This window comes from Alteromonas sp. OM2203 (assembly GCF_048517045.1).
Taxonomy (GTDB): domain Bacteria; phylum Pseudomonadota; class Gammaproteobacteria; order Enterobacterales; family Alteromonadaceae; genus Alteromonas; species Alteromonas gracilis.
Window position 1 is genome coordinate 2,930,633 of the sequence record NZ_CP183209.1, and the last position, 26,056, is coordinate 2,956,688.

Genomic DNA, 26,056 nt, shown 5'->3' on the forward strand with positions numbered 1-26,056 from the left:
CTAACAATTTGGGAAAGATAATATTAATTCAATCAGTGAGTAACTGCTTTTTACTCTTACTTGCTGCTCTTTATCAGAGCTTAGCTTGTCTACAACACTCAGAAGTCCAAAGCTTCTTGGGCGTTGTATGGTTAAGCCTCTCGGGCAATTAGTACAGGTTAGCTTAACGCCTTACAACGCTTCCACACCCTGCCTATCAACGTCATCGTCTATAACAACCCTTCCAGACCTTAAAGGTCAGGGATGACTCATCTTTGGGCCGGCTTCCCGCTTAGATGCTTTCAGCGGTTATCCGTTCCGAACGTAGCTACCGGGCAATGCCATTGGCATGACAACCCGAACACCAGCGGTTCGTCCACTCCGGTCCTCTCGTACTAGGAGCAGCTCCCATCAATCATCCAACGCCCACACCAGATAGGGACCGAACTGTCTCACGACGTTCTAAACCCAGCTCGCGTACCACTTTAAATGGCGAACAGCCATACCCTTGGGACCGACTTCAGCCCCAGGATGTGATGAGCCGACATCGAGGTGCCAAACACCGCCGTCGATATGAACTCTTGGGCGGTATCAGCCTGTTATCCCCGGAGTACCTTTTATCCGTTGAGCGATGGCCCTTCCATACAGAACCACCGGATCACTATGACCTACTTTCGTACCTGCTCGACGTGTCTGTCTCGCAGTTAAGCTAGCTTATGCCATTGCACTAACCTCACGATGTCCGACCGTGATTAGCTAACCTTCGTGCTCCTCCGTTACTATTTGGGAGGAGACCGCCCCAGTCAAACTACCCACCAGACACTGTCCACAACCCCGATAAGGGGCCAATGTTAGAACATCAAACATACAAGGGTGGTATTTCAAGGACGGCTCCACACAATCTAGCGACTGTGCTTCAAAGCCTCCCACCTATCCTACACATGTAGGTTCAATGTTCAGTGCCAAGCTGTAGTAAAGGTTCACGGGGTCTTTCCGTCTAGGTGCGGGTACACAGCATCTTCACTGCGATTTCAATTTCACTGAGTCTCGGGTGGAGACAGCGTGGCCATGGTTACACCATTCGTGCAGGTCGGAACTTACCCGACAAGGAATTTCGCTACCTTAGGACCGTTATAGTTACGGCCGCCGTTTACCGGGGCTTCGATCAAGAGCTTCGTCCGAAAACTAACCCCATCAATTAACCTTCCGGCACCGGGCAGGTGTCACACCCTATACGTCCTCTTACGAGTTTGCAGAGTGCTGTGTTTTTAATAAACAGTCCCAGCCACCTGGTCACTGCGGCCCCCATTTGCTTACCACGCGAAGTGTTCACAAACAGGGGCGTACCTTCTCCCGAAGTTACGGTACAATTTTGCCGAGTTCCTTCACCCGAGTTCTCTCAAGCGCCTTAGTATTCTCTACCTGACCACCTGTGTCGGTTTGGGGTACGGTTCATATAATCATAAGTTTAGAAGCTTTTCCTGGAAGCAGGGCATCAACAACTTCACTCCCTTGGGAGCTCGTCTCGCGTCTCAGCTTTAAAAACCCGGATTTACCTAAGTTTTCGGCCTACTCGCTTTCACTTGGACAACCAACGCCAAGCTTGCCTAGCCTTCTCCGTCCCTCCATCACTGATTATATAAGTACGGAAATATTAATCCGTTTCCCATCGACTACGCATTTCTGCCTCGCCTTAGGGGCCGACTTACCCTGCCCTGATTAGCATGGGACAGGAAACCTTGGTCTTCCGGCGTGGGAGTTTTTCACTCCCATTATCGTTACTCATGTCAGCATTCGCACTTGTGATATGTCCAGCAAGCTTTACAACTCACCTTCATCCACTTACACAACGCTCCCCTACCCAGCACAGTAAACTGTGCTGCCGCAGCTTCGGTATATTGCTTAGCCCCGTTACATCTTCCGCGCAGGCCGACTCGACTAGTGAGCTATTACGCTTTCTTTAAAGGGTGGCTGCTTCTAAGCCAACCTCCTAGCTGTCTGTGCCTTCCCACATCGTTTCCCACTTAGCAATATTTTGGGACCTTAGCTGGCGGTCTGGGTTGTTTCCCTCTCCACGACGGACGTTAGCACCCGCCGTGTGTCTCCCGGATAGTTCTCATTGGTATTCGGAGTTTGCAAAGGGTTGGTAAGTCGGGATGACCCCCTAGCCTTAACAGTGCTCTACCCCCAATGGAATTCGTCCGAGGCTCTACCTAAATAGATTTCGGGGAGAACCAGCTATCTCCCGGTTTGATTGGCCTTTCACCCCCAGCCACAGGTCATCCCCTAACTTTTCAACGTTAGTGGGTTCGGTCCTCCAGTTGATGTTACTCAACCTTCAACCTGCCCATGGCTAGATCACCGGGTTTCGGGTCTATACCTAGCAACTAAACGCGCAGTTAACACTCGCTTTCGCTACGGCTCCGTTATTCACTTAACCTCGCTACTAAATATAAGTCGCTGACCCATTATACAAAAGGTACGCAGTCACACCACGAAGGTGCTCCCACTGCTTGTACGTATACGGTTTCAGGTTCTATTTCACTCCCCTCACAGGGGTTCTTTTCGCCTTTCCCTCACGGTACTGGTTCACTATCGGTCAGTTAGGAGTATTTAGCCTTGGAGGATGGTCCCCCCATATTCAGTCAAGATAACACGTGTCCCGACCTACTCGATTTCACTGTAAAGATTGCGTCGTGTACAGGGCTATCACCTTGTATCGCTCCTCTTCCCAAAGGATTCCACTACATTCAATACAGCTTAAGGGCTGTTCCCCGTTCGCTCGCCGCTACTAGGGGAATCTCAATTGATTTCTTTTCCTAAGGGTACTTAGATGTTTCAGTTCCCCTCGTTCGCCTCGTTACGCTATGTATTCACGTAACGATACCTGTAAACAGGTGGGTTTCCCCATTCGGACATCTGTGGCTCAAATGCATTTTGTCGGCTCACCACAGCTTTTCGCAGACTTACACGTCCTTCATCGCCTCTAACTGCCAAGGCATCCACCGTATACGCTTCGTCACTTAACCATACAACCCCAAACAGCCTTTTGACTTCTGTCTAAGTTATGTCGCATGAATGACAAGCTAATCGGAAGAATTGCCTTGCTATCTTCTTGCTAATCGGCTTGCCGATTAGCACGCTTTTCAGCGCTCTTAGATAACAAGCAATTCAGTCAAGTAGAGTAAAAAGTACGTCTTTCGACTTCTCAGTTACTCAATTTTGATTGATTACTATTAATATCAGCTTTCCAAATTGTTAAAGAACATTCGATGTTTCCTGCAAAAGCAGTACTTTCATCTTCAGAGTAAAAAACCCTAATCAATGCTTACTGAAACAGTAAATATTCATTAGGATTTCGGGTCCAACGTGACACGTTTCTACCTTTGTTACCTTCCTTTCTTAAAGTAAGGAATGGTAGGCTTGGGCAGACTTGAACTGCCGACCTCACCCTTATCAGGGGTGCGCTCTAACCAGCTGAGCTACAAGCCTTCAGTATACTGCACTTAAACGTTGTTCAAGCTCAGATTCAAGTAGATGGTGGAGCTAAGCAGGATCGAACTGCTGACCTCCTGAATGCAAATCAGGCGCTCTCCCAGCTGAGCTATAGCCCCATAAACTTGTGTCGTTCTTCATTTTTAAACAAGACTATCTGTGTAGGCACTGCATCAAGTGCGTCTTTCGACGTAATGGTAAGGAGGTGATCCAACCCCAGGTTCCCCTAGGGTTACCTTGTTACGACTTCACCCCAGTCATGAAACACAAAGTGGTAATCGTCCTCCCGAAGGTTAGACTAACTACTTCTTTTGCATCCCACTCCCATGGTGTGACGGGCGGTGTGTACAAGGCCCGGGAACGTATTCACCGCAGTATTCTGACCTGCGATTACTAGCGATTCCGACTTCATGGAGTCGAGTTGCAGACTCCAATCCGGACTACGACATTCTTTAAGGGGTCCGCTCCACATCACTGTCTCGCTTCCCTCTGTAAATGCCATTGTAGCACGTGTGTAGCCCTACACGTAAGGGCCATGATGACTTGACGTCGTCCCCACCTTCCTCCGGTTTGTCACCGGCAGTCTCCTTAGAGTGCCCAACTTAATGCTGGCAACTAAGGACAAGGGTTGCGCTCGTTGCGGGACTTAACCCAACATCTCACGACACGAGCTGACGACAGCCATGCAGCACCTGTGTCTGAGTTCCCGAAGGCACGAAACTATCTCTAGTAACTTCTCAGCATGTCAAGTGTAGGTAAGGTTCTTCGCGTTGCATCGAATTAAACCACATGCTCCACCGCTTGTGCGGGCCCCCGTCAATTCATTTGAGTTTTAACCTTGCGGCCGTACTCCCCAGGCGGTCTACTTATCGCGTTAGCTTCGCTACGCACGCCTTAAAGGCACACACAGCTAGTAGACAGCGTTTACGGTGTGGACTACCAGGGTATCTAATCCTGTTCGCTACCCACACTTTCGCACATGAGCGTCAGTCTTTGGCCAGGGAGTCGCCTTCGCCACTGATGTTCCTCCAGATATCTACGCATTTCACCGCTACACCTGGAATTCCACTCCCCTCTCCAAGACTCTAGTCTGCCAGTTCTAAATGACCATCCCAGGTTGAGCCCGGGGCTTTCACATCTAGCTTAACAAACCGCCTGCGTGCGCTTTACGCCCAGTAATTCCGATTAACGCTCGCACCCTCCGTATTACCGCGGCTGCTGGCACGGAGTTAGCCGGTGCTTCTTCTGTTGTTAACGTCACGGCTAGCAGGTATTAACTACTAACTTTTCCTCACAACTGAAAGTGCTTTACAACCCGAAGGCCTTCTTCACACACGCGGCATGGCTGCATCAGGGTTTCCCCCATTGTGCAATATTCCCCACTGCTGCCTCCCGTAGGAGTCTGGGCCGTGTCTCAGTCCCAGTGTGGCTGATCTTCCTCTCAGAACAGCTAGAGATCGTTGCCTTGGTAAGCCGTTACCCTACCAACTAGCTAATCTCACTTGGGCCTCTCTTTGCGCCGGAGCCTAAGCCCCGTTTGATCCGAAGATATTATGCGGTATTAGCAGTCGTTTCCAACTGTTATCCCCCTCGCAAAGGCAAGTTCCCAAGCATTACTCACCCGTCCGCCACTCGTCATCTTCTAGCAAGCTAGAAATGTTACCGTTCGACTTGCATGTGTTAGGCCTGCCGCCAGCGTTCAATCTGAGCCATGATCAAACTCTTCAATTAAATATATCGAAATATGAATCGTCGTTATGTGACACTCTTAACGAGTGCCCACACAGATTGTCTTGTCTAAATTGTTAAAGAACATTCACTAGAAGCCGTTGCTTCTTAGTGACTCACCCTGTTCGAGTGAGGTGCGCATTATACGCTGGAAGTTTTCGTTGTCAACACTTTTTGAAAATTTATTTTCTGAAGCGTTTCTTCTAAACTCCCGTCTTTACTGGCCTATAAAGGTAGTAGAGACTTACTTCAGGAGGGTTACTGTTTTGCTTTTCCCCCGAAGCGGATGCGCATTTTAGGGAAATGAGCGCTCACGTCAACTGTTTTTTGAAATAAATATAAAAAAAGCGACCTTTCGGTCGCTTTTTATACTACTAGCTCATTTAACGGGCAAAATAACGGGAATATGTTTTGCTCTGTAACTATAAGAGAAGATTTACCCTCTTATTAGAGGCACATAATTGGTCAGTTATTGTTTAGAAACGTCTTCACCTTCGCTCTGCTTCTTTTTGTCAGTATTAAAGTCTGCGTCTTCTTCGTGATCGCCGACTACATCATCTAAGGTTACCTTATCAACGGTACGAAAAGTATTGATAGGCCCAGCTAGTGCATACAAAGCAAACACTAAGAACAATACTAATGCTGGCTCTGTTGCCACAACAACAAATATAAGTAGTACTAAAAGCAGCCCAACAAATGGAACCTTGCCGTGCCAGTTTACCTCTTTAAAAGAATTGTACTTAAAGTTACTAACCATCAATAGCCCAGCTAAGCCAGTTACTGCAGCGACAATAAAACCGTAATCAGTACCCACAGCGTCGTATTCTACACCAACCCATACAAGGCCAGAAACAACAGCTGCTGCTGCAGGACTTGCAAGCCCTTGGAAGAAGCGCTTGTCAGCAACACCCACCTGCGTATTAAAACGAGCCAAGCGAAGCGCTGCACCAGCTACATATATAAAGGCTGCTAACCAACCTAGTTTGCCCAACTCGGTCAACCCCCAGTTGTAAGCAACAAGTGCAGGCGCTACACCGAAAGAAACCATATCGGCCATAGAGTCAAACTCAGCACCGAAGTCACTTTGTGTGTTTGTCATTCTTGCCACGCGACCATCTAAGCCATCAAAAATCATAGCAACAAAGATAGCCACTGCCGCGGCTTCGAACCGGCCGTTCATTGACGAAACAACAGCAAAGAAACCAGAAAACAATCCGGCTGTTGTCAACAAGTTGGGAAGTAAGTATATCCCTTTACGTTTTTGTTCAGACATATGTCCTCGTACTTCTACATATACAATTGCGTTAATTATTTCATAGATATGCGTGAACGCATAGCATAGTAAGAATCCAGTGTCTTTTCCCACTCATTCTTACGCAGCTTCAATCTAGCAACGTGTTCAACAAAGAACCGTCAATATTTTCCGCCGACATTGCTTGCAGCTACCCCTAGAAACCTTCGTCGACTGACGTATCCCATCAACTAAGACTAATAACTAGGTATACGGCAACATACCTTAAATAGGTCACCGTTCATATATCATACAAGTCCATGTTGAAATTAGGTACCTACTGAGTGTGCGCCAATAGAAAGGTGCAACGCTATCTTAGTATGTACTAGAAGCGAAAAGCGCTTCTTTTATAGGAAAGCAATTATGCTATTACTTCCAAAACACTTTTCTTTGAAGTCTGTATTACTAGTCTCCACGGCTTTGCTATCCACGTTAAGTGCTAATTCAGCATATGCCACCTACTATTATACCAAGCAGAGTTATTCACATTGCGGTTCGTCAAGTCAAACATCAGAACAAAGCAAAGTATGCAATTCACCGTTAGGTGAATACAATTATGACTTGGTAGATAACAAAGTAACTCAGAACTCTCCAACAGATAATGCCATTGTTCAAATAGACGGACTAAATATAGACATGTCTGCCTTTTCTGATACGCAGGGAATTACTGGAGAAACCGTAGTCGGCGCGAAGCTAGAGAAAATATCTGATAAATGGGCTTATGGTGTTACTAATAATGATGAATCAAATTACCGTGGCAGTGCAGACCATGCCATTGATAATCTAAACTACTTTTCCAGCGGTAGCGATAACTCGGACTACTACAGATTCACAAACGTAGAACGGGATTATGATTTTGTGTTGCTATCGTTCGATTCTGCGGTAACGCTTACCGGCGCTAGCTTTTCTTGGCTATACAACAGTAACGACAGTCAAGTCTCTGTAGCAGCGCTTGGCAATACGGCGAAATTAACTTCTGGCGTTAACACGTGGAGTGATATAGTTGCAGATGCCCTAACATCAGCATCGTTTGACATCGAAAGTTGTGAATATTTAGATCACCGCGCAGACTTTACGTTCACTGAGTCGGCCCAATATTGGTTGGTGGGAGCGTACAACACTGTATTTGGTGAAACCGACGGAAGAATAGGTAACGACGCGTTCAAACTTGCCAATATTGGTTTCTCTGTCACAGAAAAAACAGGTACACCAGATACAACCGAAGTGTCTGAGCCTGGAACTATCGGCCTACTAATGACTTGCTCTCTATTCGTCATGTGGCGCCGTAAAAAATCCATTTAAGAAAATTAGACTTTAGATCAATGACAGGTGGTCCAACCTGTCAGTTTTTTTTACTCAAACCAATCAAACCCACAAAAAAGAACAATAAAATTATACACCTAGAAAGTGGCACATTAAATGCATTAGACATGGAAATATTTTCATAGTCGTTGTGGTCCAAAAATGAAATTGAAGCAATTTTTAAGTATTCCTCTTTTATTCCTTCCGTTTAGTACAAGCATTTATGCTAGCGACAGAGCATTAGATGAAGCAATTTACACGCTTGTTGACGGTGTTGGAAGTACCCGTACTACCAATATCTTTTCGGGTACCGATGCTTCTCAAGGTATTATGATTGACGGCATTAACGTAAAAGTTTCTGTTTCTGCATGGAGTGACACAGGAAGTAAGGCACTGACCTATGACTTCAACACCAATACATGGGATGAAGGTACAGAAGATGAGTCTGTGAAAGAAGCGACTCTGGTCGATTACACAAACTGCAGCATCAATAGCTATGGAAATTGTATATCTGGCACACGAGCATACGGTTACGGTATGACGAACCAAGATCAAGTTTGGTATAATAATAGTAATGGAAATTATGTGCCTTGGGGAGACAGCCATTCTGTTGACAACTTCAATGATCATGGTTCAAGAGACTTTGACATGATCCTACTTTCGTTTGACCAAGAAGTGGTCTTAACTGGCGGAACTTTTTCTGCAAATTACCATGATGGCGGCGAAGAGAACGATGTCACTGTTGCAGGTCTCGATTATAATAGCGCTAACGCTTTGTTTACCGGCACTAGTGACTTTACGTGGTCAGATGTAAGTGACACTGTAATTACTGGCGCACTTGGCCATTTTGACATTAGCGAAACAAAAAATTCAGAGAACTATTACGAATCTTCATTCACAAAGAATCTAACCGCCGCTAAGTATTGGCTTGTTGGCGCCTACAATACCGTATTCGACCAGAGCGCGAGCGGTTCTATCAATAACGTAGGTTTTAAACTTTCTTCACTTACCGTTGGGTTAGAAAATGAAACGACTCTACCTCCAACTGAAGTCAGCGAGCCAGGTGCTCTAGCACTGATGAGTCTAGGTTTGGGGCTTGTGCTTTACAGACGTAAGCGTCGCGTATAATTGTTTAAAAACGCGTAAAAAGCACGTATCTTTAAAAGGTGGCTCAGGCCACCTTTTTTTATGCTATTTTTCAGCCATCAGCTTGGCTATGTATAGAAGGTTTATATGGATTTCTTTAATAATAAAAAGGGCATCGTGAAACGCACACTCGTTTCCGCAGTTGCCTCATCATTAATCGCTTTTAACAGTTTCGCTACCACCTCAGAGGACTATGAAAAAGCGCTTACTGCGTTTAATCAAAACGAGTACGACGAAGCCTATATCCACCTAAAAAATAGCTTACAGAAAGACCCTGAAAACCTAGCTGCAAAAATCCTCATGGGCGAAATACTGCTTATTAATGGCTATCTTACTGCGGCCGAGATGGAGTTTGTAGAAGCGCTGGAAATGGGTGCCGATATTAATCTTCTGGCAGAGCCTCTCGGCAACACTTGGTTGTTTTTGAACAGATATCAGGAGATTGTCGACTTTGCTGATTTAACCAAGCTGTCGGGTGAAGCAGAGCGCGAGTGGTTAATGATTCGTGCAACTGCGTGCACTAGACTGGAAGATGAGCAATGCGCCCTACGGGACTACAACACTATAGTCTCACGCACACCTAACTTCGTGCCAGCTATAAACGGCCTAGCCTCTATTGCCCTTCAAAATGAAGACTTAGCAAAAGCGAATTCTCTTATCGATAAAGCCATGTCTTTAGAACCAGAAAACGCAATCACATGGCGATTGAAGGGCCAGCTTGCTTACCGACAAGGTGATACCGTCGCAGCAACCGCGCATTTACAAAAAGCACTAACGTTTAACCGCGATGACCCTATAGCCCTGCGTAACCTAGTGGACTTGTATTTAGAAGCGAAAGACTATGATACGGCTAAGCTTTTCGTGGATGAAATTATTGAAGACACGCCTAACGATCCGCTAGCCATATTACTCAACAGCTGGCTACAAAGTAGAGACAACCAGCAAGCTATTGATAATGCAAAGCTAAAAGAGCTTAACGATTTCATGGCGCAGCTCGACCCTGAGCTGATAACCTCTCAACCCATGTTGCTGTACATAAGCGGTTTAACGAATTTCTTTAATAACAACATGGAAACAGCCGCAAAAGATTTTAATGCCTATTTACAGCAGGAGCCTGATGACCTGCAGGCAGTATTAATGCTAAGCCAAGTCTATATGGCAACACAGCAAGACAAACAAGCGCTTGCGCTGCTTGAGCGTCATCAAGATGCGTTAATGGAAGATCCTGATTCTGCACTTCTTCTAGGTGACCTATTTATTCGCCAAAACAAGGCCTTTAAAGCTGAACGACTGTTGCAAAACCTTGAATATAAGTACCCAAGTGAAAATAAGCTTCAGCTTTTTAAAATTAAACTGATGGCAGCGAGGGGGAAACAGGACGAAGCACTTTCGATCCTCGAAACTAATTTACCTAACTACAAAGATAACGCAGGTTTTCTTTTCACTTATTCATTAATGAATTTACAGGCGCAGAAGTTTGACAATGCATTAAAAGGTGCAAACCTGCTGAGTGAACTTTATCCTGACGAAGCTGAAGTATACAACCTTAAAGCTGGCATCTTGATTAGACAGGGGCAATTAGAAGAAGCTAAAGATAATATCGAGAAAGCGCTGGCGCAGAACCCTACTCTCTTTCCTGCAAAATTCAATTTGGCGGCTACAGAAAGTCGCTTGGGCAACGTAGAAACTTCTAATCAATTGATTGAAGAACTTCTTACTTTGTCACCACAGCATAATGAAACGCTCATGCTAAAAGCGTTTAATTTGACCAAAGCAGGCAAGGTAGATGAAGCAAAGCAAATCTATCTCGATTTACTAACACTTACGCCGTCGAATATCGGTGCTAGGGAACGCGTTTCTTCTTTGTATCAGCAACAAGGCGATACCAAGAGTGCACTGTATCACTTAGACCTGCTAATAAAAGATGACTTCGACAATGCTGACTACCTTCTTCGTAAAGCTGCCCTTCAGCTTGCTAGTAATCAACGTGCCGACGCCGAAAAAACGCTAAGCATTGTAAGAAATTTTATTAATGATGACGCGGGTAAATTAATTGCCTATGCCGACCAAGCCCGAAATATTGGTGATAATGAGAGTGCGTTAGACGCCATGGCTCGTGCGTACGAAATAGCCGACACAAGCACATTTGTTACGTTGCGCTATACCAGCTTATTGTTAGATTTGCAGAAAAACGATAAAGCACAGTCGTTGTTAGCGACCATTCCTACAAACCAGCAACAAAACCCGGTTTACCATTTTTTGAAAGGAAGATTAGCTGCAAATAAAGGCAATAATGAAAGTGCGATTAACGCTTTTGAAAAAGCGCTAGAAGTCGACGCTTCTTTTGCCCAGGCCTTTGTTGCGATCTACAACTACGCCTTAAACGAACAGTTTGTTGACGTATTTTTAAATACTGCACGCAAATTGGTGAACGAAAATGAAAACAACCTGCTGGCGAAAAACTTGCTGGCACAGTACCTTTTCTTTATTCAAGAGTTTGACGAATCCATAGCACTATACAAAGAACTTGTTGAAGAGCCGAATCTTCTCAACCCAGCTGAAGCTTTTAACCGCCTAGCCATCATGCATATAGAAAAGTCTCTCGTTACCGCGAAAAACTATGCACGGCAAGCCTACGAGTTACAGCCTAATTCATCAAAAATACTAGACACCTTCGGGCACATTAAAGCTCTGCAGGGAGATTATGAGGGTAGTCTTAAAATGCTTAGAGACGCTTTCGCAAGGGACGCTAACGACCCTAACATTCGCTACCACCTTGGCTACACCCTTGCAAAATTGAATAGAATTGAGGAAGCGAAAAAAGAACTAGAGTATGCAGTTGGTGTTGAGCGCCCTTTCTTTAAGCGCCCACAAGCTAAAGCGTTACTAGAAAGCCTATAATAGCGTTCTAACAATCCACAACTAAACACAGCACGAACAATTGCGTTTGTGCTTTTCCATCTTACCAATACCTGGGTTAAAGATATTGGTAGGGTCTAGTTCCCTGTAAAACTTTTGTAGAGTACTCTCAGCTTCATACAAATGGCCGACGTTATGCTCGGCAGGATATTTAGCGCCTCGGCTATCTAATAGTGCCAACATATCCGCCTTTACTTTTTTGGGGTCGCTGCCTTTTTTAAGTATGTAATCTTGATGGAAAACGTGGCAAAAGAAATGACCGTAATAAAGCGGCTTTTCAATATGTTTGGCTATATGCTCAGGCAATTTTTCTACCCAAAACTCGTCATTACGACGTAATGCGATATCTAAGGCAAGAATTTCGCCTACTTGCTCGTGATGCATCATTTGATAACGCACCGCGGCACCTGCAGCAGCGAAACGCAATAAAAACGCTTTGGATGCTTCCTCATCATCACAAGTAATGTAATCACCGTCTAGTTTCTCTACATTAAACAGCTTTGATAAAAGTGAATTAGCCTCCTCAATCCCGCCATCGCTCATTTTAAGGATAAGATGATGCTCATACTTGTCGCGGTAGGCTCTTAAGCTTGCGGGGATTTGGTCAGAGAAAAGCTTACTCCCAAACTGCATAACTCTGTCGCTTAGGTAACGAGGCATAAAAGGCAGTTTGTTGAGCACAGCATCCACCCGCCCTTTGAGTGCAAACATTTTAGGTAGTGCATCTGTGCCTAAACGTTCAATACTTAATATCGTATCTTTGCCATACATATCTGCAATATCAAATATTTCTCTATGCAGGTATTCACCTACTTCAGGAACATTATCAAACGTTGACAGAATATCTCTGCGGATGCGGGTAAGTACAGCAGCATCGTTCGTGCCGATGTAAAACGTTTGTTCTTTTTTAGGTACTTCAAATGTGTCTAAGCGCACGGCAAAAACGGCAATTTTGCCCGCACAGCCACTGGCTTCATAAAGCCGTGTTGGATCGGCATTGAAACGACTCGGCGTATCAGCATTTACATCTCGAACGATTTCTTCATAGTCACTGGCTGACGCTTTCTTACTCGTTTCTGGGAGTGATTTTGAAAAGTTACCAGAAGAAAGATTTCCGATAATTTCTTCAGGTGTTTCACCCAAGTCTATCCCTAAATGATTAACCAGCTTTAGCTCGCCGTTTTCATCTATTTGAGCGAATAAGGATAGCTCTGTATACGCAGGCCCTCTTTTGACAAGCGCGCCACCTGAATTGTTTGCTACGCCACCAACGATAGACGCCCCTAAACACGAAGACCCAATCACCGAATGTGGCGCGCGCCCTAGTGGCTTCAACATTTTTTCCAGCTTAAACAGGGTTGCCCCTGGAAAACTCAACACCTGCCTACCATCGTTTATTAGAACGATATCATCCATGGCTAAGGTGTTAATAACCACCACAGGTCTATCGTAATCATTTCCGCTTGGTGTAGAACCTTCAGTCAAACCCGTTTTAGCGGCCTGCATAATGATGATACAGTTATATTCAACGCAAACCTTAAGCACTTCCCAATATTGCATTAGTGTTTGTGGAAAAAGTACCGCTAATGCTTCGCCCTCGCCCGATCGCCACCCTTTTCGGTAATGTTCGGTTTGACGTTTACCAACGGCAAGATTACCTTCCCCGAGTACGCGTTTAAATGCGTCAATAATTGGGGCTGTTTGCATGAATAACTCCTAACACCTGCGCTAAGTTTGCTCTAGCTGGTAAACTAAAGGAAAAAGCAGTAATAAGGCAATAAAAAAGGCACTGTTTCCAGTGCCTTTGAAGCAGTTAATCTCAATACGTCTTAGTTGCTGACAATAAAGAGCCCGCTGTCGTCGGCATCTATGCGCACTGTTGATTCGGGTATTAACTCCCCTGCTAACAACTGATGCGCAAGCGGGTTTTCCACCTGCACTTGTATCGCTCGCTTAAGCGGACGTGCGCCAAACACTGGGTCGAAGCCCGCATCGGCCAACTTGTCCATGGCGGCCGCAGACAACGAAAGTTTATACCCTTTTTCTGCCAATCTTGCGCGAAGAGAAGCAAGCTGAATTTTAGCAATAGACTTAATTTGCTCTTTCCCAAGTGGATGGAATACTACAATGTCATCCACCCGGTTAATGAACTCGGGCCTGAAATGCTGCCCTACAACGTTCATTACCATTCCCTTCATTTCATCATACTGACTTTCGTTATGCTTATCTTGAATGATGTCTGAGCCCAAGTTAGACGTCATGATCACAACGGTATTTTTAAAATCTACAGTGCGTCCTTGTCCGTCAGTAAGCCTGCCGTCATCAAGCACCTGAAGCAGAATGTTGAATACATCAGGATGCGCCTTTTCAACTTCGTCCAACAATATTACTGAATAAGGCTTACGGCGCACTGCTTCAGTTAAATAACCACCTTCTTCATAGCCAACGTAGCCTGGAGGAGCGCCAACTAAACGCGCCACAGAATGCTTCTCCATGAATTCAGACATATCGATGCGTATCATGGCGTCTTCAGTATCAAACATGAAACCAGCTAACGCTTTGCACAGCTCAGTTTTTCCTACCCCCGTTGGCCCTAAAAAAAGGAAGGAACCAATTGGACGATTTGGATCCGCAAGACCGGCTCTAGAGCGACGTATTGCATTTGATACGGCCTCAACGGCCTCTTCTTGACCAACCACGCGTTTATGAAGAACGTCTTCCATGCGAAGTAATTTTTCGCGCTCACCTTCCAGCATTCTTGCCACTGGAATTCCCGTCCACCGTGAAAGCACGTCTGCAATTTCAGCATCGGTTACTTTGTTTTTAAGTAAGGTTGTTTCTCGGGTTTCATTTTCAGCCGCCTGCTCAAGCTTGGCCTCAAGCTCAGGAATTCGACCATACTGAAGTTCCGACATGCGATTTAAATCAGAAGCCCGTCGCGCAATTTCCAAATCTAGTTTGGCTTGCTCAAGCTCGCCCTTAATAGTTTGGGTACCCTGCATGGCGTCTTTTTCATCCAGCCATACTTTTTCGAGCTCTGAATATTTGGTTTCCGCTTGCTCACGCTCTAGCTCAATCATTTCAAGTCTTTTATGACTTGCATCGTCCGTTTCTTTCGCAAGCGCCTGCTCTTCTAACTTCAGCTGAATAATACGGCGCTCTAGTCGGTCCATTTCTTCCGGCTTAGAGTCTATTTGCAAACGAATGCTAGATGCCGCTTCATCGATAAGGTCAATGGCCTTATCCGGTAGCTGACGGTCGCTTATATAGCGATGGGACAAACTGGCGGCTGCAACGATGGCAGGGTCAGTGATATCCACCGAGTGATGAAGCTCGTAGCGCTCTTTAAGCCCCCGTAAGATGGCGATGGTGTCTTCAACGCTTGGCTCTTCAACCAAGACTTTTTGGAAACGACGCTCTAGCGCTGCATCTTTTTCAATGTACTGACGATATTCGTCTAGCGTAGTTGCGCCCACACAGTGAAGCTCACCACGGGCCAGCGCAGGTTTAAGCATATTCCCCGCATCCATTGCACCGTCGCCCTTTCCTGCTCCCACCATAGTGTGTAACTCGTCAACGAATAAAATAACGCGCCCTTCTTCTTTCGCCAATTCGTTCAGTACTGCTTTCAAGCGCTCTTCAAACTCACCGCGATATTTGGCGCCAGCGACTAACGATCCCATATCAAGAGCTAACACGCGCTTGTTTTTGAGCCCCTCTGGCACTTCACCATTAATGATACGCTGAGCTAAACCTTCAACAATCGCGGTTTTACCCACACCTGGCTCACCGATAAGCACAGGGTTGTTTTTGGTTCTACGTTGCAGTACCTGCACGGTACGTCGAATCTCATCATCTCGCCCAATAACGGGGTCAAGCTTGCCTTGCTCAGCCCGTTCGGTTAAGTCTGTCGTGTACTTCTCAAGGGCTTGTCGCACGTCTTCCGCGTTCGGGTCTGTCACCTTCAGACCACCACGCATGTCGTCTATCGCGGTTTCAATGGCTTCTTTGGTGATGTTTAAGCTTTTAAAAATCTCACCCAATCGGCCTTTATCTTGTAATGCTGCTAGAACAAAAATTTCTGATGTGATGTATTCATCTTTTCGCTGCTGCGCAATTTTGTCGCAAAGGTTAAGCAATATACCGCTGTCTTTGCTTAACTGAACATCGCCACCTATACCTTCAATGCGGGGTAAACGCTCAATAGCCTGACTCAATGCTGAGCGCAGCGCATTTACATTAATATTGGCCTGATCTAGCAGTGGACGAACTGAACCACCTTGCTGATTAAGCATGGCAGTCATAAGGTGAACAGGTTCAATATATTGATGGTCTCGCCCCAATGCGAGTGATTGAGCATCGGAAATCGCGAGCTGAAATTTACTGGTAAATCTATCTAGTCTCATAATCTCGACCTAAAAAATGAACAATTATTTATAGTCTAGTTATGTAGGCAGCTGAATTGTGATTCAAGTATAAGCGCTAAAAGATAGCCAAAAAGATGAAAAAGACTAATGAGGATTTGATATAGCGCAAACTTTGATTTGGTTGACCGAGTTTTTACCAGCCCATCTAGAGGTGAGCAAACACTGAAATTAGCGTATACCAATCACGCTGACCATTCTACCTGTAGTCCGCTTTTGTTGATGGGTTGCCCTACGGTGAGAATAAAAGTGATGTTCATCAGAATAAGTACATAAGTTACTTTGCGTTACATTCTCGACACCTGCCTGCGCGAGTTGAGCCTGCGCTATCTTGGGTAAGTTCAATAAATATCTGTCTTGATTGCTACTTGGTATCACGACACCTTGAATATGAAGAAACGAACCCGCTATTTCTGCATCTACCTCGTAGCAGGGCTGACTAATAGCGGGCCCAATCCACGCCATAATTTCATTTCTCGGACAGGTAAAATTTAAAAGCGTGTTTTTGATAATATTAGTGTGAAGACCTTTCCAGCCAGCGTGAACAGCCGCTACCTCTCGCCCTTTCACATCGCATAATAAGATAGGTACACAGTCTGCGGTCATTACTGCACAGAAATGAGATTTTGACGTTGAATAAGCCGCATCTGCGGTTGTATCTAAGCTGGGTAGTGAAACCACACGGTTGCTGTGTATCTGCTCCAACCATGTGATTTTGTCTCCGTTAGGCAGAAGACTTCTGTTGGCTTTAACCAAAAGTAAGTCGTCGCCTACGTGAGCCCCAACATTCAAGCCTGCAAAATCCCCCATGCTAACGCCACCCGCTCGAGTCGTCGTGTAAGCCACAACGTTAGACGGACAAGTCCACTCGGGCGTGATCAATTTGAGTGTCGCTGACGTCGATATGTCTTGATGTGAATTTTGCATAGGCCTCTCACCCGCTTAGAGCATGTCTTGAGGGTTTTCTTCGCTGTCCTTTTTCACCGATTTCAACATGTCCTGCATATCTTGAGGTAAAGGCGCTTTCCACGTCATCCACTCTTCAGTATCTGGGTGAAATAGAGAAAGTTGAGCCGCATGAAGTGCTTGACGCTTGAAACCGCGAAGAGCAGCAATAAACTCCTCAGAAGCACCTTTTGGTAAACGAGGACGCCCGCCATAAACTTGATCACCCAATAAGGGATGCTTTATATGAGCCATATGCACACGTATTTGATGAGTACGGCCCGTCTCTAGTTTAAGACGTAAATGGGTGTAAGCCCTGAACTTTTCGATAACGCGGAAATGCGTAACTGCAGGCTTACCTGACTCGCGCACCGCCATGTGAGTTCGCTTAGTCGCATGTCTTCCTATGGGTTCATCAACGATCCCGCCCGCTACCATTGTACCTAAAGCTATCGCTTCGTACTCTCGACTCATTTCTCGACGCTGAAGCTGATCGACAAGATGAGTTTGCGCTGGGATAGTTTTTGCTACCACCATTAAGCCCGTCGTATCTTTATCGAGGCGGTGAACAATACCTGCGCGAGGAACCTTATCAATTTCGGGTACGTGATTTAAAAGCGCATTGAGCACGGTACCACTTGGATTACCTGCACCAGGGTGCACAACCAAATCGGCTGGTTTGTTTATTACTAAGATATGATCGTCTTCATAGACAATATCCAAGGCAATATCTTGCGCTTCACTTGTAACTTGAACATCCATCTCGGCGCAAACGGTAACAACCTCTTCCATCTGCATTTTATGGCGTGGAATAGTGATTACCTCACCGTTTACCGCCACATTACCGTCTTGAATCCAAGTTTTTAGCTTAGAACGGGAATATTCAGGGAACAAATCAGCCAAAACCTGATCTAACCGTAAACCAAAATGGGCAGCTTCCGTTGAAGCTTCTAATTGTATTGTGTTGGGCGACTCTGTCATAACACCATTGATTACGTCTAAAAAAGGGTATTATAACAAGGTTTGACGCTGTACACTGCCTTGTTTACGTTTTTGTATGGTTTTTCTCACCGTTAGTACGTTAGAATGCAATTAAAGTGTTGTTGTTTAACACATGGGCTTAGACAGCGAAGTACTAAAACTGTTTAGCAGGAAAATAGAATTATTATGAAATCATTTCGTCTACTGGCACCCGTTTTACTTGGTGCTATGGTGTCTGTCGCAGGATGTAGCTCTTCAGATAATGAAGAGAAAGCTGTTTTAGCAAACATGGGCGCGCAGCAACTGTACGACAGAGCAAAACAAAGCATGGAAGTTGGTAACTTTAGTGCTGCAGCGCAAACATTAAGTGCGCTAGACTCTCGATATCCTTTTGGACCACTTTCTCACCAGGTTCAACTTGACTTGATTTATAGCTATTATAAATCGGGCAAAAACGAAGAAACCCTAGCCACCATCGACAGGTTTATTCGTCTAAACCCAAACCATTCAGATGTTGATTACGCCTATTACATGCGTGGATTAACTAACATGGAATCTGATAGCAATTTATTCCAAGAGTTAATGAATATAGACCGTACAGACAGGGACCCATCGAAGTCTCGCGCGGCATTTGAAGATTTCCGTAGGCTAATTCAGCAGTATCCAGACAGTAAATATGCTGCGGACGCAAAACAACGTATGGTGCATATTAAAGACCGCTTGGCGCGTTATGAAATTGCTATTGCCCGTTTCTACATGAGACGTCAGGCTTACGTTGCAGCTGCTAATCGCGGACGTTATGTTATTGAGCATTTCCCGAATACAACACAGGTTCAACAAGCGCTTGAAATTATGGTTTCGAGTTATGAACAACTTGGTTTGGAAGAGTTGCGTAACAATGCAATGAAAACACTGAAATTAAACTATCCAGATAGTGAGTTCATTAGCTAAGCAAAATAGCTATTATCAGTAAAAACAAAAAACGCACCTAACGTGCGTTTTTTCATTTTTGTCTTTCAAGACGTCTTTGCTTCAACCCTTTAGAAACAATACCTTTGGGGAGCTACCTAAAAAACAAATGGCTAAACGGGTTTAAAAGACGCGCTAGACCAGACGTAAAGTGTAGCGGCTGATCAACTATGCTAAATACTAAACACCCTTCTTTACCCTCGGCTCTTGGCGTATGCGTTTTCTCACCATCCATAAAAATAAAGTCGCCGGTATCATAACGCCCTAAACCATCGCTAAATTCGCCGTCAATAACTAATGTGTATTCGGTACCACGATGAGTATGTTCTGGAACACTGCCACCGCTCCCCATAAAAATAAAATTCGCAACCCCTTGGTTGCCTAAGTCTACAGGCGCCTGCCACAATTTCCCTACAAGGCTTGACCAGTTACCGGTTTTGTCAATGTAACGATGCAGAGTTCTCGGCAACGTAAATGACCTCCCGTCTAACTCTATCGTGCTCACGTTCGCTTGTAGACGTCGGCTGCTATCTTTTTTGAAGGGCTCTTGGTACTCGACTTCACAATAGCTGCCAAAGTCAGACTGTTTACCTGAAGGTAGTGCCGTAATCTGTGAGAGCATGTCGCCAAATTGGAAAGACGTGTCGATAGTGTTATCCATTTTGGCGCTAACTGAAGAAACCATTTCAGCCGCAAGACTTTCGGTTTCTATTTCAACTCGGCGTTGACACTTCTCGCACATATCGCAGTGCGCAGAAACCATCAACGATATAGCAGGTGAAAGCGTGCCCTCAACAAAATCAGACAACTGACGGGCACTAGGATGAAACTTAATCATTGTCGTTCAGCATGACCTTTAACCGTTGAAGCGCAAGACGTGTTCTCGATTTTACCGTACCAAGAGGGATAGAAAGCTCATCCGCGACTTCTTGTTGTGACTTACCGTCGATATAAATAGCCTCAACCACAGCCTTTTGCTTAGCTGGAAGCGATTCAAACATAAATCCAATTTGTTCTAATGTAACCTGCTCGTCAAGCGAAGTTTCATTCGCATCTGCTGTTTGCTCGCACAACACTGGCCACAAATCATCAGAACAAACGTCTTCTTTTCTGTTTTGTAGCTTGCGTAACATATCGAAGCGAATATTTCTCGCTATCGTAAAAATCCAAGTAGAGGGCGAGCCTTTCTCAGAATTAAAAAGATGAGCCTTTTGCCACACGTTAGACATTGTATCCTGCACTAGCTCCATCGCTAGGGCTTCGTTGCCCATTTGTTTCAACGCATAAGAGCGAAGACGTGGCGCAAAATAATTAAACACTCTAGCAAAAGAACGTTTGCATCGAGTATCTGCAACCGCTACCAAGTAATCAGACATTTCGGTAGCACACTCTTTTGGTTTGATTGTGCTGTTACTTTGTTCTAGTGGAATTCCAACTAACATAAGATTCGTCCGCTTTTCTGTTTTGGTTGTATCATTCTACGACGTTGTGACTTAAAGCGTATGCGAAATTCGCCAATATTCAGTTACGATTTTGTAATGTAGCTCTGTCAGTTACCAAGGCTATCCAATCAAACCTGAGAGATAATTTAATAAACTGGTACATTCTCTCTGAGCTAAAAAATGCTGCTTTTGCGAACCATCTACTGGAAGTAATTCCAACCAGCGGTTCAAAACCCAGTTAGGGTTGTCGAACTTAGGTGATTCATAAAGCGCAGCCAATTCTTCATAGCTCCCGAATATTTCTTTAAGTCGCTCGTCCATAGGCGCTATTTGCTGAGGTGCTAAATCACACTGCCACTGCGGTATTGTTTTGCAATCGCCAGTGCGAAGACCATCTTTTTCGGCTTCAATATTACTTACCTCAACTAAGTGAGAACCAGCAACCTTTATGCCAAGCAAACCGTCATCGAGCATATCGAAGTCTACAACCTGCGCGTATGTACCGATTTTATGAATGTGTTTGTTTGTTTCCTTGTCGCCATTTGAATTAAGCATACACATCACAAAGCCACTGTTTTCGGCGCATGCCTGTTTGACCATGCGCACATATCGTGGCTCGAAAATTCTCAAAGCCATTCTACCCTCTGGTAAAAGATGGGCAGATAAAGGAAATAATGGAAATCGTTCTAAACTCATAATTGACACTTCCGAAAACATGAAAATACTTACGCAAGTGGGAACAAATAGGATCGAATGGGAATTTTTTTCACAGGTAAGTACAAATACGTGATCTTAGTCACTTCATTTGCTGTAAGTTAGTTTTCGTAAAACTTTATTAACAAAAACAAGATCAGAGACTTGTAGTTAAAAGTTTAGGAAGTGACGATATGACTACTTGAACTATTCAACTTCTTAAACTAGGTGCGCTGACAGAATGTACGTAAGGGGCATAGATGGACGTAATTGAGCGGTTTTGTAAAATTTACACGGATATATGTCAAATATCTCCAGATGATCTTGAAAGTATCTACGCAAAAGACGTTGTATTTGTCGACCCCATAACAACACATCGCGGCATCGACGCGGTAAAAAATTACTTTTCAAACTTGCTAACACAGGCCGAAAGCTGCAGGTTTGACATTGCAGACGTTTTTGACTGTGACGGTAACAATACTGCGAGAACTCAAGTTACACACATAGTTAATTGGACAATGCACCTGACGCTAAAAGGAAATAATAAGCACATCACGCTAGACGGCACTACTCAACTAAACGTTGTAGATGACAGAGTTGCTTACCACAAAGATTACTATGACTTGGGCGAAATGGTCTACGAGCACGTACCCATCTTAGGTTTTGTTATCAAAAAAATTAAAGGGAAGCTTGCATCGTGAAAACAATTTTAATTACTGGCGCAACATCAGGCATTGGTAAAGCACTTGCCATTCACGCAGCTAAAGAAGGTTATCGCGTAATAGCGTGCGGTAGAAACAAAGATGCGTTAGATGAATTGAGTAGTAATAGCAATATAGACGCGTGTCAATTTGACGTAACCGACCTTGAGGACGCTCGCCGTGCATTATCCGCAGTAAAATTTGATATTGCAGTACTCAACGCCGGAACTTGCGAATATGTTGATATCGATAATTTCGAGCCCGACATGTTCAGACGAGTATTTGAACCTAATTTCTTCGGCGTGGTTAATTGTGTTGACGCACTCTTACCTAAATTACAGCAGGGAGATAAGCTTGTTATCGTAGATAGCATGGCGCGCCTGCTACCCTTTACCAAATCTCAAGCTTATGGCGCAAGTAAAGCCGCCCTTCATTATTTTACAAAATCACTTGAAGTCGACCTTCACCATAAAGGAATAAAAGTTCAGGCGGTATCGCCTGGTTTCGTCGAAACGCCCTTAACGGATAAAAACGACTTTGAAATGCCGATGAAAATCAGCGCAGAAGAAGCAGCACAAGCTATGCTTGCTGGCATCGAGAATGATAAGCAGACAGTGTTCTTCCCAAGAATTTTTGGCTTTATTCTCCGATTTATGCACATACTTCCAACACTGCTACAGAAGCGCATATCTTTATCGATGCGAAAAAAACAATAAGAGACAAACGAATGACGAATAAGATTGCCATCATAGGCACCGGAATATCAGGGCTAACCTGCGCACATCTACTTAATAGAAAGAACGACATTACGGTTTACGAAGCTAACGACTATATTGGCGGCCACACTGCTACAAAACAAATTACCGACAACGGCGCAGTGCACAGTATCGACACGGGGTTTATTGTATTTAACGACTGGACCTACCCCAATTTCATCAAACTTATGAAGCAGCTTAATGTAGATTATCAGCCCACAGAAATGAGTTTTTCTGTGATGAGCAGAAAAGCCAACCTTGAGTACAACGGCAATAATCTTAACAGTCTATTCGCACAACGCCGCAATATTCTACGCCCCAAATTCTGGCGTATTGTAAGAGACATCCTTGCGTTTAATAAAGCGTGTAAAGCGATGGTCGCGGAAGGACGGGATACATCAGCTCTTACCCTTGAAGACATTATCAAAGAGCTGGGTCTAAGCAACGATTTTGCTCGTTATTACATACTTCCTATGTGTGCGGCTATTTGGTCAAGCAGCCTGGAGCAAACGCGAAAGTTCCCGCTTACGTTCTTTCTCCAATTCTTTAATAACCACGGCTTACTCAACATAACCGACAGACCTCAGTGGTACACAATCAAAGGAGGCTCTAGCCAGTATGTCCCTCCTTTGATTGCTCCGTTTGAATCGAAAATAAAGCTTTCATCCGCTGTCACATCCGTTATGAAAGTTGACAATGTCTGGGAAGTTACTGATTCGACCGGTGATAAACTGCAATATGACCACGTCGTTTTTGCCTGCCATAGTGATCAAGCATTACGGATGCTGGGTGCGCCTAATTCACTGCATCAGGACATCCTTGGTAACATTCCTTATGCCGAAAATGACGTAGTGATGCACAAAGACATAAACCAACTCCCCAAAAGAAAGTTAGCGTGGGCAAGTTGGAATTATCGTCTCAAAGAAGATGTCAGTGAAGAGTCACGACCTGCATCCGTGACCTACAATATGAATATCCTTCAACGGTTAGACGTCGAAAACACTTACTGCGTAACGTTAAACAACTCCGCCGAAATTGAGCCTTCTAGCGTATTGGGCACCTACCAGTATGCTCACCCGCAATACAGTGCGAAAATGGTTAATGCTCAAGCGAGAAGAAATGAGATTTGCGGTGTAGACAACCTGCATTTTTGCGGCGCATATTGGTACAACGGGTTCCATGAAGACGGTGTAAAAAGCGCACTGGATGTATGCGCTCGCTTTGGTGAAACGCTGTGACAGAGAGTGCCATTTACAAAGGTAAGGTTTATCACCAAAGGTTTAAGCCTACCCAGCATAAATTTGATTATGACATTTACTTGTTTTGGCTGAAGCTTGATGAAGAAGAGCTTACAACCTTGTCACACGAGCTGAAATATTTTTCCGCCGAAGGAAAAGCAAGAGTCCGTTTTAAACGAGAAGATTACTTGGGCGATCCATCGCACTCACTTCGTCAGGCAGTGCTTAATAGAATGATTGAGCTTAATGATGGCACTCCCCTTTCCGGTGACGTTTTTATGTTGGGACAGTTACGAATGTGGGGCTGGTATTTCAGCCCCGTCAACTTTTACTACCTTCGCAATACAGACGGTAAATTTACGCACATGTTGGCCGAAGTCAGTAACACACCTTGGAACGAACGTCATCACTATCTCGTTAATTTAGACACCCAAGACGATACCCCAAAAGCGTTTCATGTATCGCCCTTTAATCCAATGGACATGACATACAAATGGTCAATTTCCCAGCCTTCTACTAGACTTTCTCTAGCGATGGACTGTGTGCGAAGCGACAAAGAGTTCAGTGCTGGGATAAATCTTACAAAATATACTTTAGATAATGCGAATCTAACTCAAGCACTTAAACGTATACCCAGTATGACAATAAAAACTGTGGCCGGAATTTATTGGCACGCGTTTAAACTATTGCTTAAAAGAACGCCACTGTATACACACCCAGAAAAAAGTCAGGAACAATAACAATGTCTTTCGGTGAATCTGTACTACTGACCACATCAGAGGTCTCTTTTGTAGATAAGGTATGTAGAACGTTGTTTCTACAATGCCTAAAACAGCTGCCATTTGGCAGTTTAACTATTCAAGAAAATGGCGACGTTATCGCTCGTTTTGGCAAAGAAGACGATGAGTTGCGAGCAACGGTAAACATTAAAGATGTAAAAGCCTACCGTCGCCTTTTACTTGGTGGAAGCGTTGGTGCGGGTGAAGCCTACATGGACGATTTGTGGGACAGTGACGAAGTTACGGCAGTAGTGAGAATTTTTGCAAGAAACTTACCCACCCTTGATGAGTGGGAAAACAAATTTAAGTGGGTCACCATGCCCATCAATAAAATACAACATTTCGCTCGCAGAAACACAAAAGATCAAGCCAAGCGCAATATCGAAGCGCATTACGATTTGGGCAACAAGCTTTATACTCGCTTCCTCGATCCTACTATGATGTATTCATCCGCTATCTACCCAGATCCGAATGCGTCGCTTAATGAAGCGCAAAATTACAAGCTAAAAGCTATTTGCGATAAATTGCAGCTGCAAGAAAGTGATCACTTGATTGAAATTGGTACTGGTTGGGGTGGCCTGGCAGTTTACGCGGCTAAACATTACGGATGTAGAGTAACAACGACGACTATCTCGGAAGAGCAACACGCCTGGGCAAAGGAGTGGATAAAAAAAGAAGGACTTGAAGACAAGATTACTTTGCTGAAGAAAGATTACCGCTTACTTGAAGGTCAATATGACAAGCTGGTATCTATCGAAATGATTGAAGCCGTTGGTAAACAATATTTGGGGAACTTTTTTGAAAAGTGCTCTTCGCTTCTTAAAGACGATGGTCTTATGTTGCTTCAGTCTATCACTATCGACGACAGGCGTTACGACAGCTACTCAAACAGTGTAGATTTTATTCAGAAGTATATTTTCCCCGGTGGCTTTTTACCCTCTCAACACCAGTTAAATGCTCATCTGAAGAAATATACTAATATGATGATTCGCGACCTCCACGACATTGGTGTTGATTACGCAAAGACACTTAATCATTGGTATGAAGCGTTCATGTCGGCCAAAGATGAATTGCTAAACGACGGATATGACGAGCGATTCATGCGTATGTGGACTTACTATTTAAAATATTGTGAAGGTGGCTTTTTAGAAAGAACCATCAGTACCGTACAGCTGGTTATTTCTAAACCCCACTATCGACAAGAGCTCGCGCGAGTATAGTGTTAATCGTTAAGTGGTACCAATGGGTTGAATAAAAAACGGCGCTCTA

At 44.5% G+C, this 26,056-nt stretch carries 17 protein-coding genes, 2 tRNA genes and 2 rRNA genes; 9 read left to right on the forward strand and 12 right to left on the reverse strand.

Annotation, left to right across the window (positions count from 1 at the left end; translation table 11 throughout):
- Window positions 1-127: 127 nt before the first annotated feature.
- The 5 genes from ACM0P2_RS13030 to pssA all read right to left on the reverse strand — a co-directional run bounded on the left by ACM0P2_RS13030 (window position 128) and on the right by pssA (window position 6,475).
- Window positions 128-3,008 (reverse strand): 23S ribosomal RNA (locus tag ACM0P2_RS13030).
- 386 nt (window positions 3,009-3,394) lie between these two features.
- Window positions 3,395-3,471 (reverse strand) — tRNA-Ile (locus ACM0P2_RS13035).
- A 46-nt stretch (window positions 3,472-3,517) separates the two neighbouring features.
- A tRNA-Ala gene (locus ACM0P2_RS13040) sits at window positions 3,518-3,593 on the reverse strand.
- Window positions 3,594-3,672: 79 nt separating this feature from the next.
- Window positions 3,673-5,205 (reverse strand): 16S ribosomal RNA (locus ACM0P2_RS13045).
- Together the 16S and 23S rRNA genes with 2 tRNA genes alongside form the textbook arrangement of a ribosomal RNA operon.
- Before the next feature lie 466 nt (window positions 5,206-5,671).
- On the reverse strand, window positions 5,672-6,475 hold the full coding sequence (pssA, locus tag ACM0P2_RS13050; protein WP_419226679.1) for a CDP-diacylglycerol--serine O-phosphatidyltransferase: 804 nt from the start codon (window positions 6,473-6,475) through the stop codon (window positions 5,672-5,674).
- A gap of 381 nt (window positions 6,476-6,856) precedes the next feature.
- Here pssA and xdp1 (ACM0P2_RS13055) point away from each other — a divergent pair, with 381 nt between their 5' ends.
- The 3 genes from xdp1 (ACM0P2_RS13055) (at window position 6,857) to prsT (ending at window position 11,842) form a co-directional block, all read left to right on the forward strand.
- Window positions 6,857-7,795, forward strand: a complete 939-nt coding sequence (gene xdp1, locus ACM0P2_RS13055) for an exosortase-dependent surface protein XDP1 (RefSeq protein ID WP_419226680.1) — start codon at window positions 6,857-6,859, stop codon at window positions 7,793-7,795.
- A gap of 162 nt (window positions 7,796-7,957) precedes the next feature.
- Window positions 7,958-8,923 (forward strand): exosortase-dependent surface protein XDP1, encoded by a 966-nt coding sequence (gene xdp1 / locus ACM0P2_RS13060; protein ID WP_159120245.1) that lies wholly within the window; start codon window positions 7,958-7,960, stop codon window positions 8,921-8,923.
- 105 nt (window positions 8,924-9,028) lie between these two features.
- A complete protein-coding gene (prsT, locus tag ACM0P2_RS13065; protein ID WP_159120296.1) occupies window positions 9,029-11,842 on the forward strand; it encodes an XrtA/PEP-CTERM system TPR-repeat protein PrsT in 2,814 nt (937 codons plus the stop codon).
- A 21-nt stretch (window positions 11,843-11,863) separates the two neighbouring features.
- Here prsT and dld read toward each other — a convergent pair whose 3' ends face one another.
- The 4 genes from dld to rluD form a co-directional block, all read right to left on the reverse strand.
- A complete protein-coding gene (gene dld, locus ACM0P2_RS13070; RefSeq protein WP_419226681.1) occupies window positions 11,864-13,567 on the reverse strand; it encodes a D-lactate dehydrogenase in 1,704 nt (567 codons plus the stop codon).
- 122 nt (window positions 13,568-13,689) lie between these two features.
- Complete coding sequence (gene clpB, locus ACM0P2_RS13075) at window positions 13,690-16,266, reverse strand: ATP-dependent chaperone ClpB (RefSeq protein WP_419226682.1); 2,577 nt, start codon at window positions 16,264-16,266, stop codon at window positions 13,690-13,692.
- A 189-nt stretch (window positions 16,267-16,455) separates the two neighbouring features.
- A complete protein-coding gene (pgeF, locus tag ACM0P2_RS13080; protein ID WP_159120248.1) occupies window positions 16,456-17,211 on the reverse strand; it encodes a peptidoglycan editing factor PgeF in 756 nt (251 codons plus the stop codon).
- 15 nt (window positions 17,212-17,226) lie between these two features.
- Entirely contained in the window at window positions 17,227-18,210 is a 984-nt protein-coding gene (gene rluD / locus ACM0P2_RS13085) for a 23S rRNA pseudouridine(1911/1915/1917) synthase RluD (RefSeq protein WP_159120249.1), read from the reverse strand.
- A 186-nt stretch (window positions 18,211-18,396) separates the two neighbouring features.
- On the opposite strand from rluD, the gene ACM0P2_RS13090 reads away from it, so the two are divergent.
- The gene (locus tag ACM0P2_RS13090) at window positions 18,397-19,161 is read left to right on the forward strand and encodes an outer membrane protein assembly factor BamD (RefSeq protein ID WP_105931734.1); all 765 of its coding nucleotides are present in this window, start codon (window positions 18,397-18,399) and stop codon (window positions 19,159-19,161) included.
- A 112-nt stretch (window positions 19,162-19,273) separates the two neighbouring features.
- Here ACM0P2_RS13090 and ACM0P2_RS13095 read toward each other — a convergent pair whose 3' ends face one another.
- The 3 genes from ACM0P2_RS13095 to ACM0P2_RS13105 form a co-directional block, all read right to left on the reverse strand.
- Window positions 19,274-20,017 (reverse strand): ChrR family anti-sigma-E factor, encoded by a 744-nt coding sequence (locus ACM0P2_RS13095; RefSeq protein WP_159120251.1) that lies wholly within the window; start codon window positions 20,015-20,017, stop codon window positions 19,274-19,276.
- Window positions 20,010-20,621: a sigma-70 family RNA polymerase sigma factor gene (locus tag ACM0P2_RS13100; protein ID WP_105931732.1), complete on the reverse strand. Its 612-nt coding sequence runs from the start codon at window positions 20,619-20,621 to the stop codon at window positions 20,010-20,012. The genes ACM0P2_RS13095 and ACM0P2_RS13100 overlap by 8 nt, the downstream gene beginning before the upstream one ends.
- 120 nt (window positions 20,622-20,741) lie before the next feature.
- Window positions 20,742-21,317 carry an LON peptidase substrate-binding domain-containing protein gene (locus ACM0P2_RS13105; RefSeq protein ID WP_159120252.1) on the reverse strand — a complete coding sequence of 192 codons (576 nt, stop codon included), beginning with the start codon at window positions 21,315-21,317 and terminating at the stop codon, window positions 20,742-20,744.
- Window positions 21,318-21,574: 257 nt separating this feature from the next.
- On the opposite strand from ACM0P2_RS13105, the gene ACM0P2_RS13110 reads away from it, so the two are divergent.
- From ACM0P2_RS13110 to ACM0P2_RS13130, 5 genes are read left to right on the forward strand one after another with little or no spacing between them, the layout of a single operon-like run.
- Window positions 21,575-22,015: a nuclear transport factor 2 family protein gene (locus ACM0P2_RS13110; RefSeq protein WP_159120253.1), complete on the forward strand. Its 441-nt coding sequence runs from the start codon at window positions 21,575-21,577 to the stop codon at window positions 22,013-22,015.
- Window positions 22,012-22,731 carry an SDR family NAD(P)-dependent oxidoreductase gene (locus ACM0P2_RS13115; RefSeq protein WP_159120254.1) on the forward strand — a complete coding sequence of 240 codons (720 nt, stop codon included), beginning with the start codon at window positions 22,012-22,014 and terminating at the stop codon, window positions 22,729-22,731. Before ACM0P2_RS13110 ends, ACM0P2_RS13115 begins: the two co-directional genes overlap by 4 nt.
- Before the next feature lie 11 nt (window positions 22,732-22,742).
- Window positions 22,743-24,008 carry an NAD(P)/FAD-dependent oxidoreductase gene (locus ACM0P2_RS13120; RefSeq protein ID WP_159120255.1) on the forward strand — a complete coding sequence of 422 codons (1,266 nt, stop codon included), beginning with the start codon at window positions 22,743-22,745 and terminating at the stop codon, window positions 24,006-24,008.
- Window positions 24,005-24,748 (forward strand): DUF1365 domain-containing protein, encoded by a 744-nt coding sequence (locus ACM0P2_RS13125; protein WP_159120256.1) that lies wholly within the window; start codon window positions 24,005-24,007, stop codon window positions 24,746-24,748. The genes ACM0P2_RS13120 and ACM0P2_RS13125 overlap by 4 nt, the downstream gene beginning before the upstream one ends.
- Window positions 24,749-24,750: 2 nt before the next feature.
- On the forward strand, window positions 24,751-26,007 hold the full coding sequence (locus ACM0P2_RS13130; RefSeq protein WP_159120257.1) for an SAM-dependent methyltransferase: 1,257 nt from the start codon (window positions 24,751-24,753) through the stop codon (window positions 26,005-26,007).
- Window positions 26,008-26,056 lie beyond the last annotated feature (49 nt).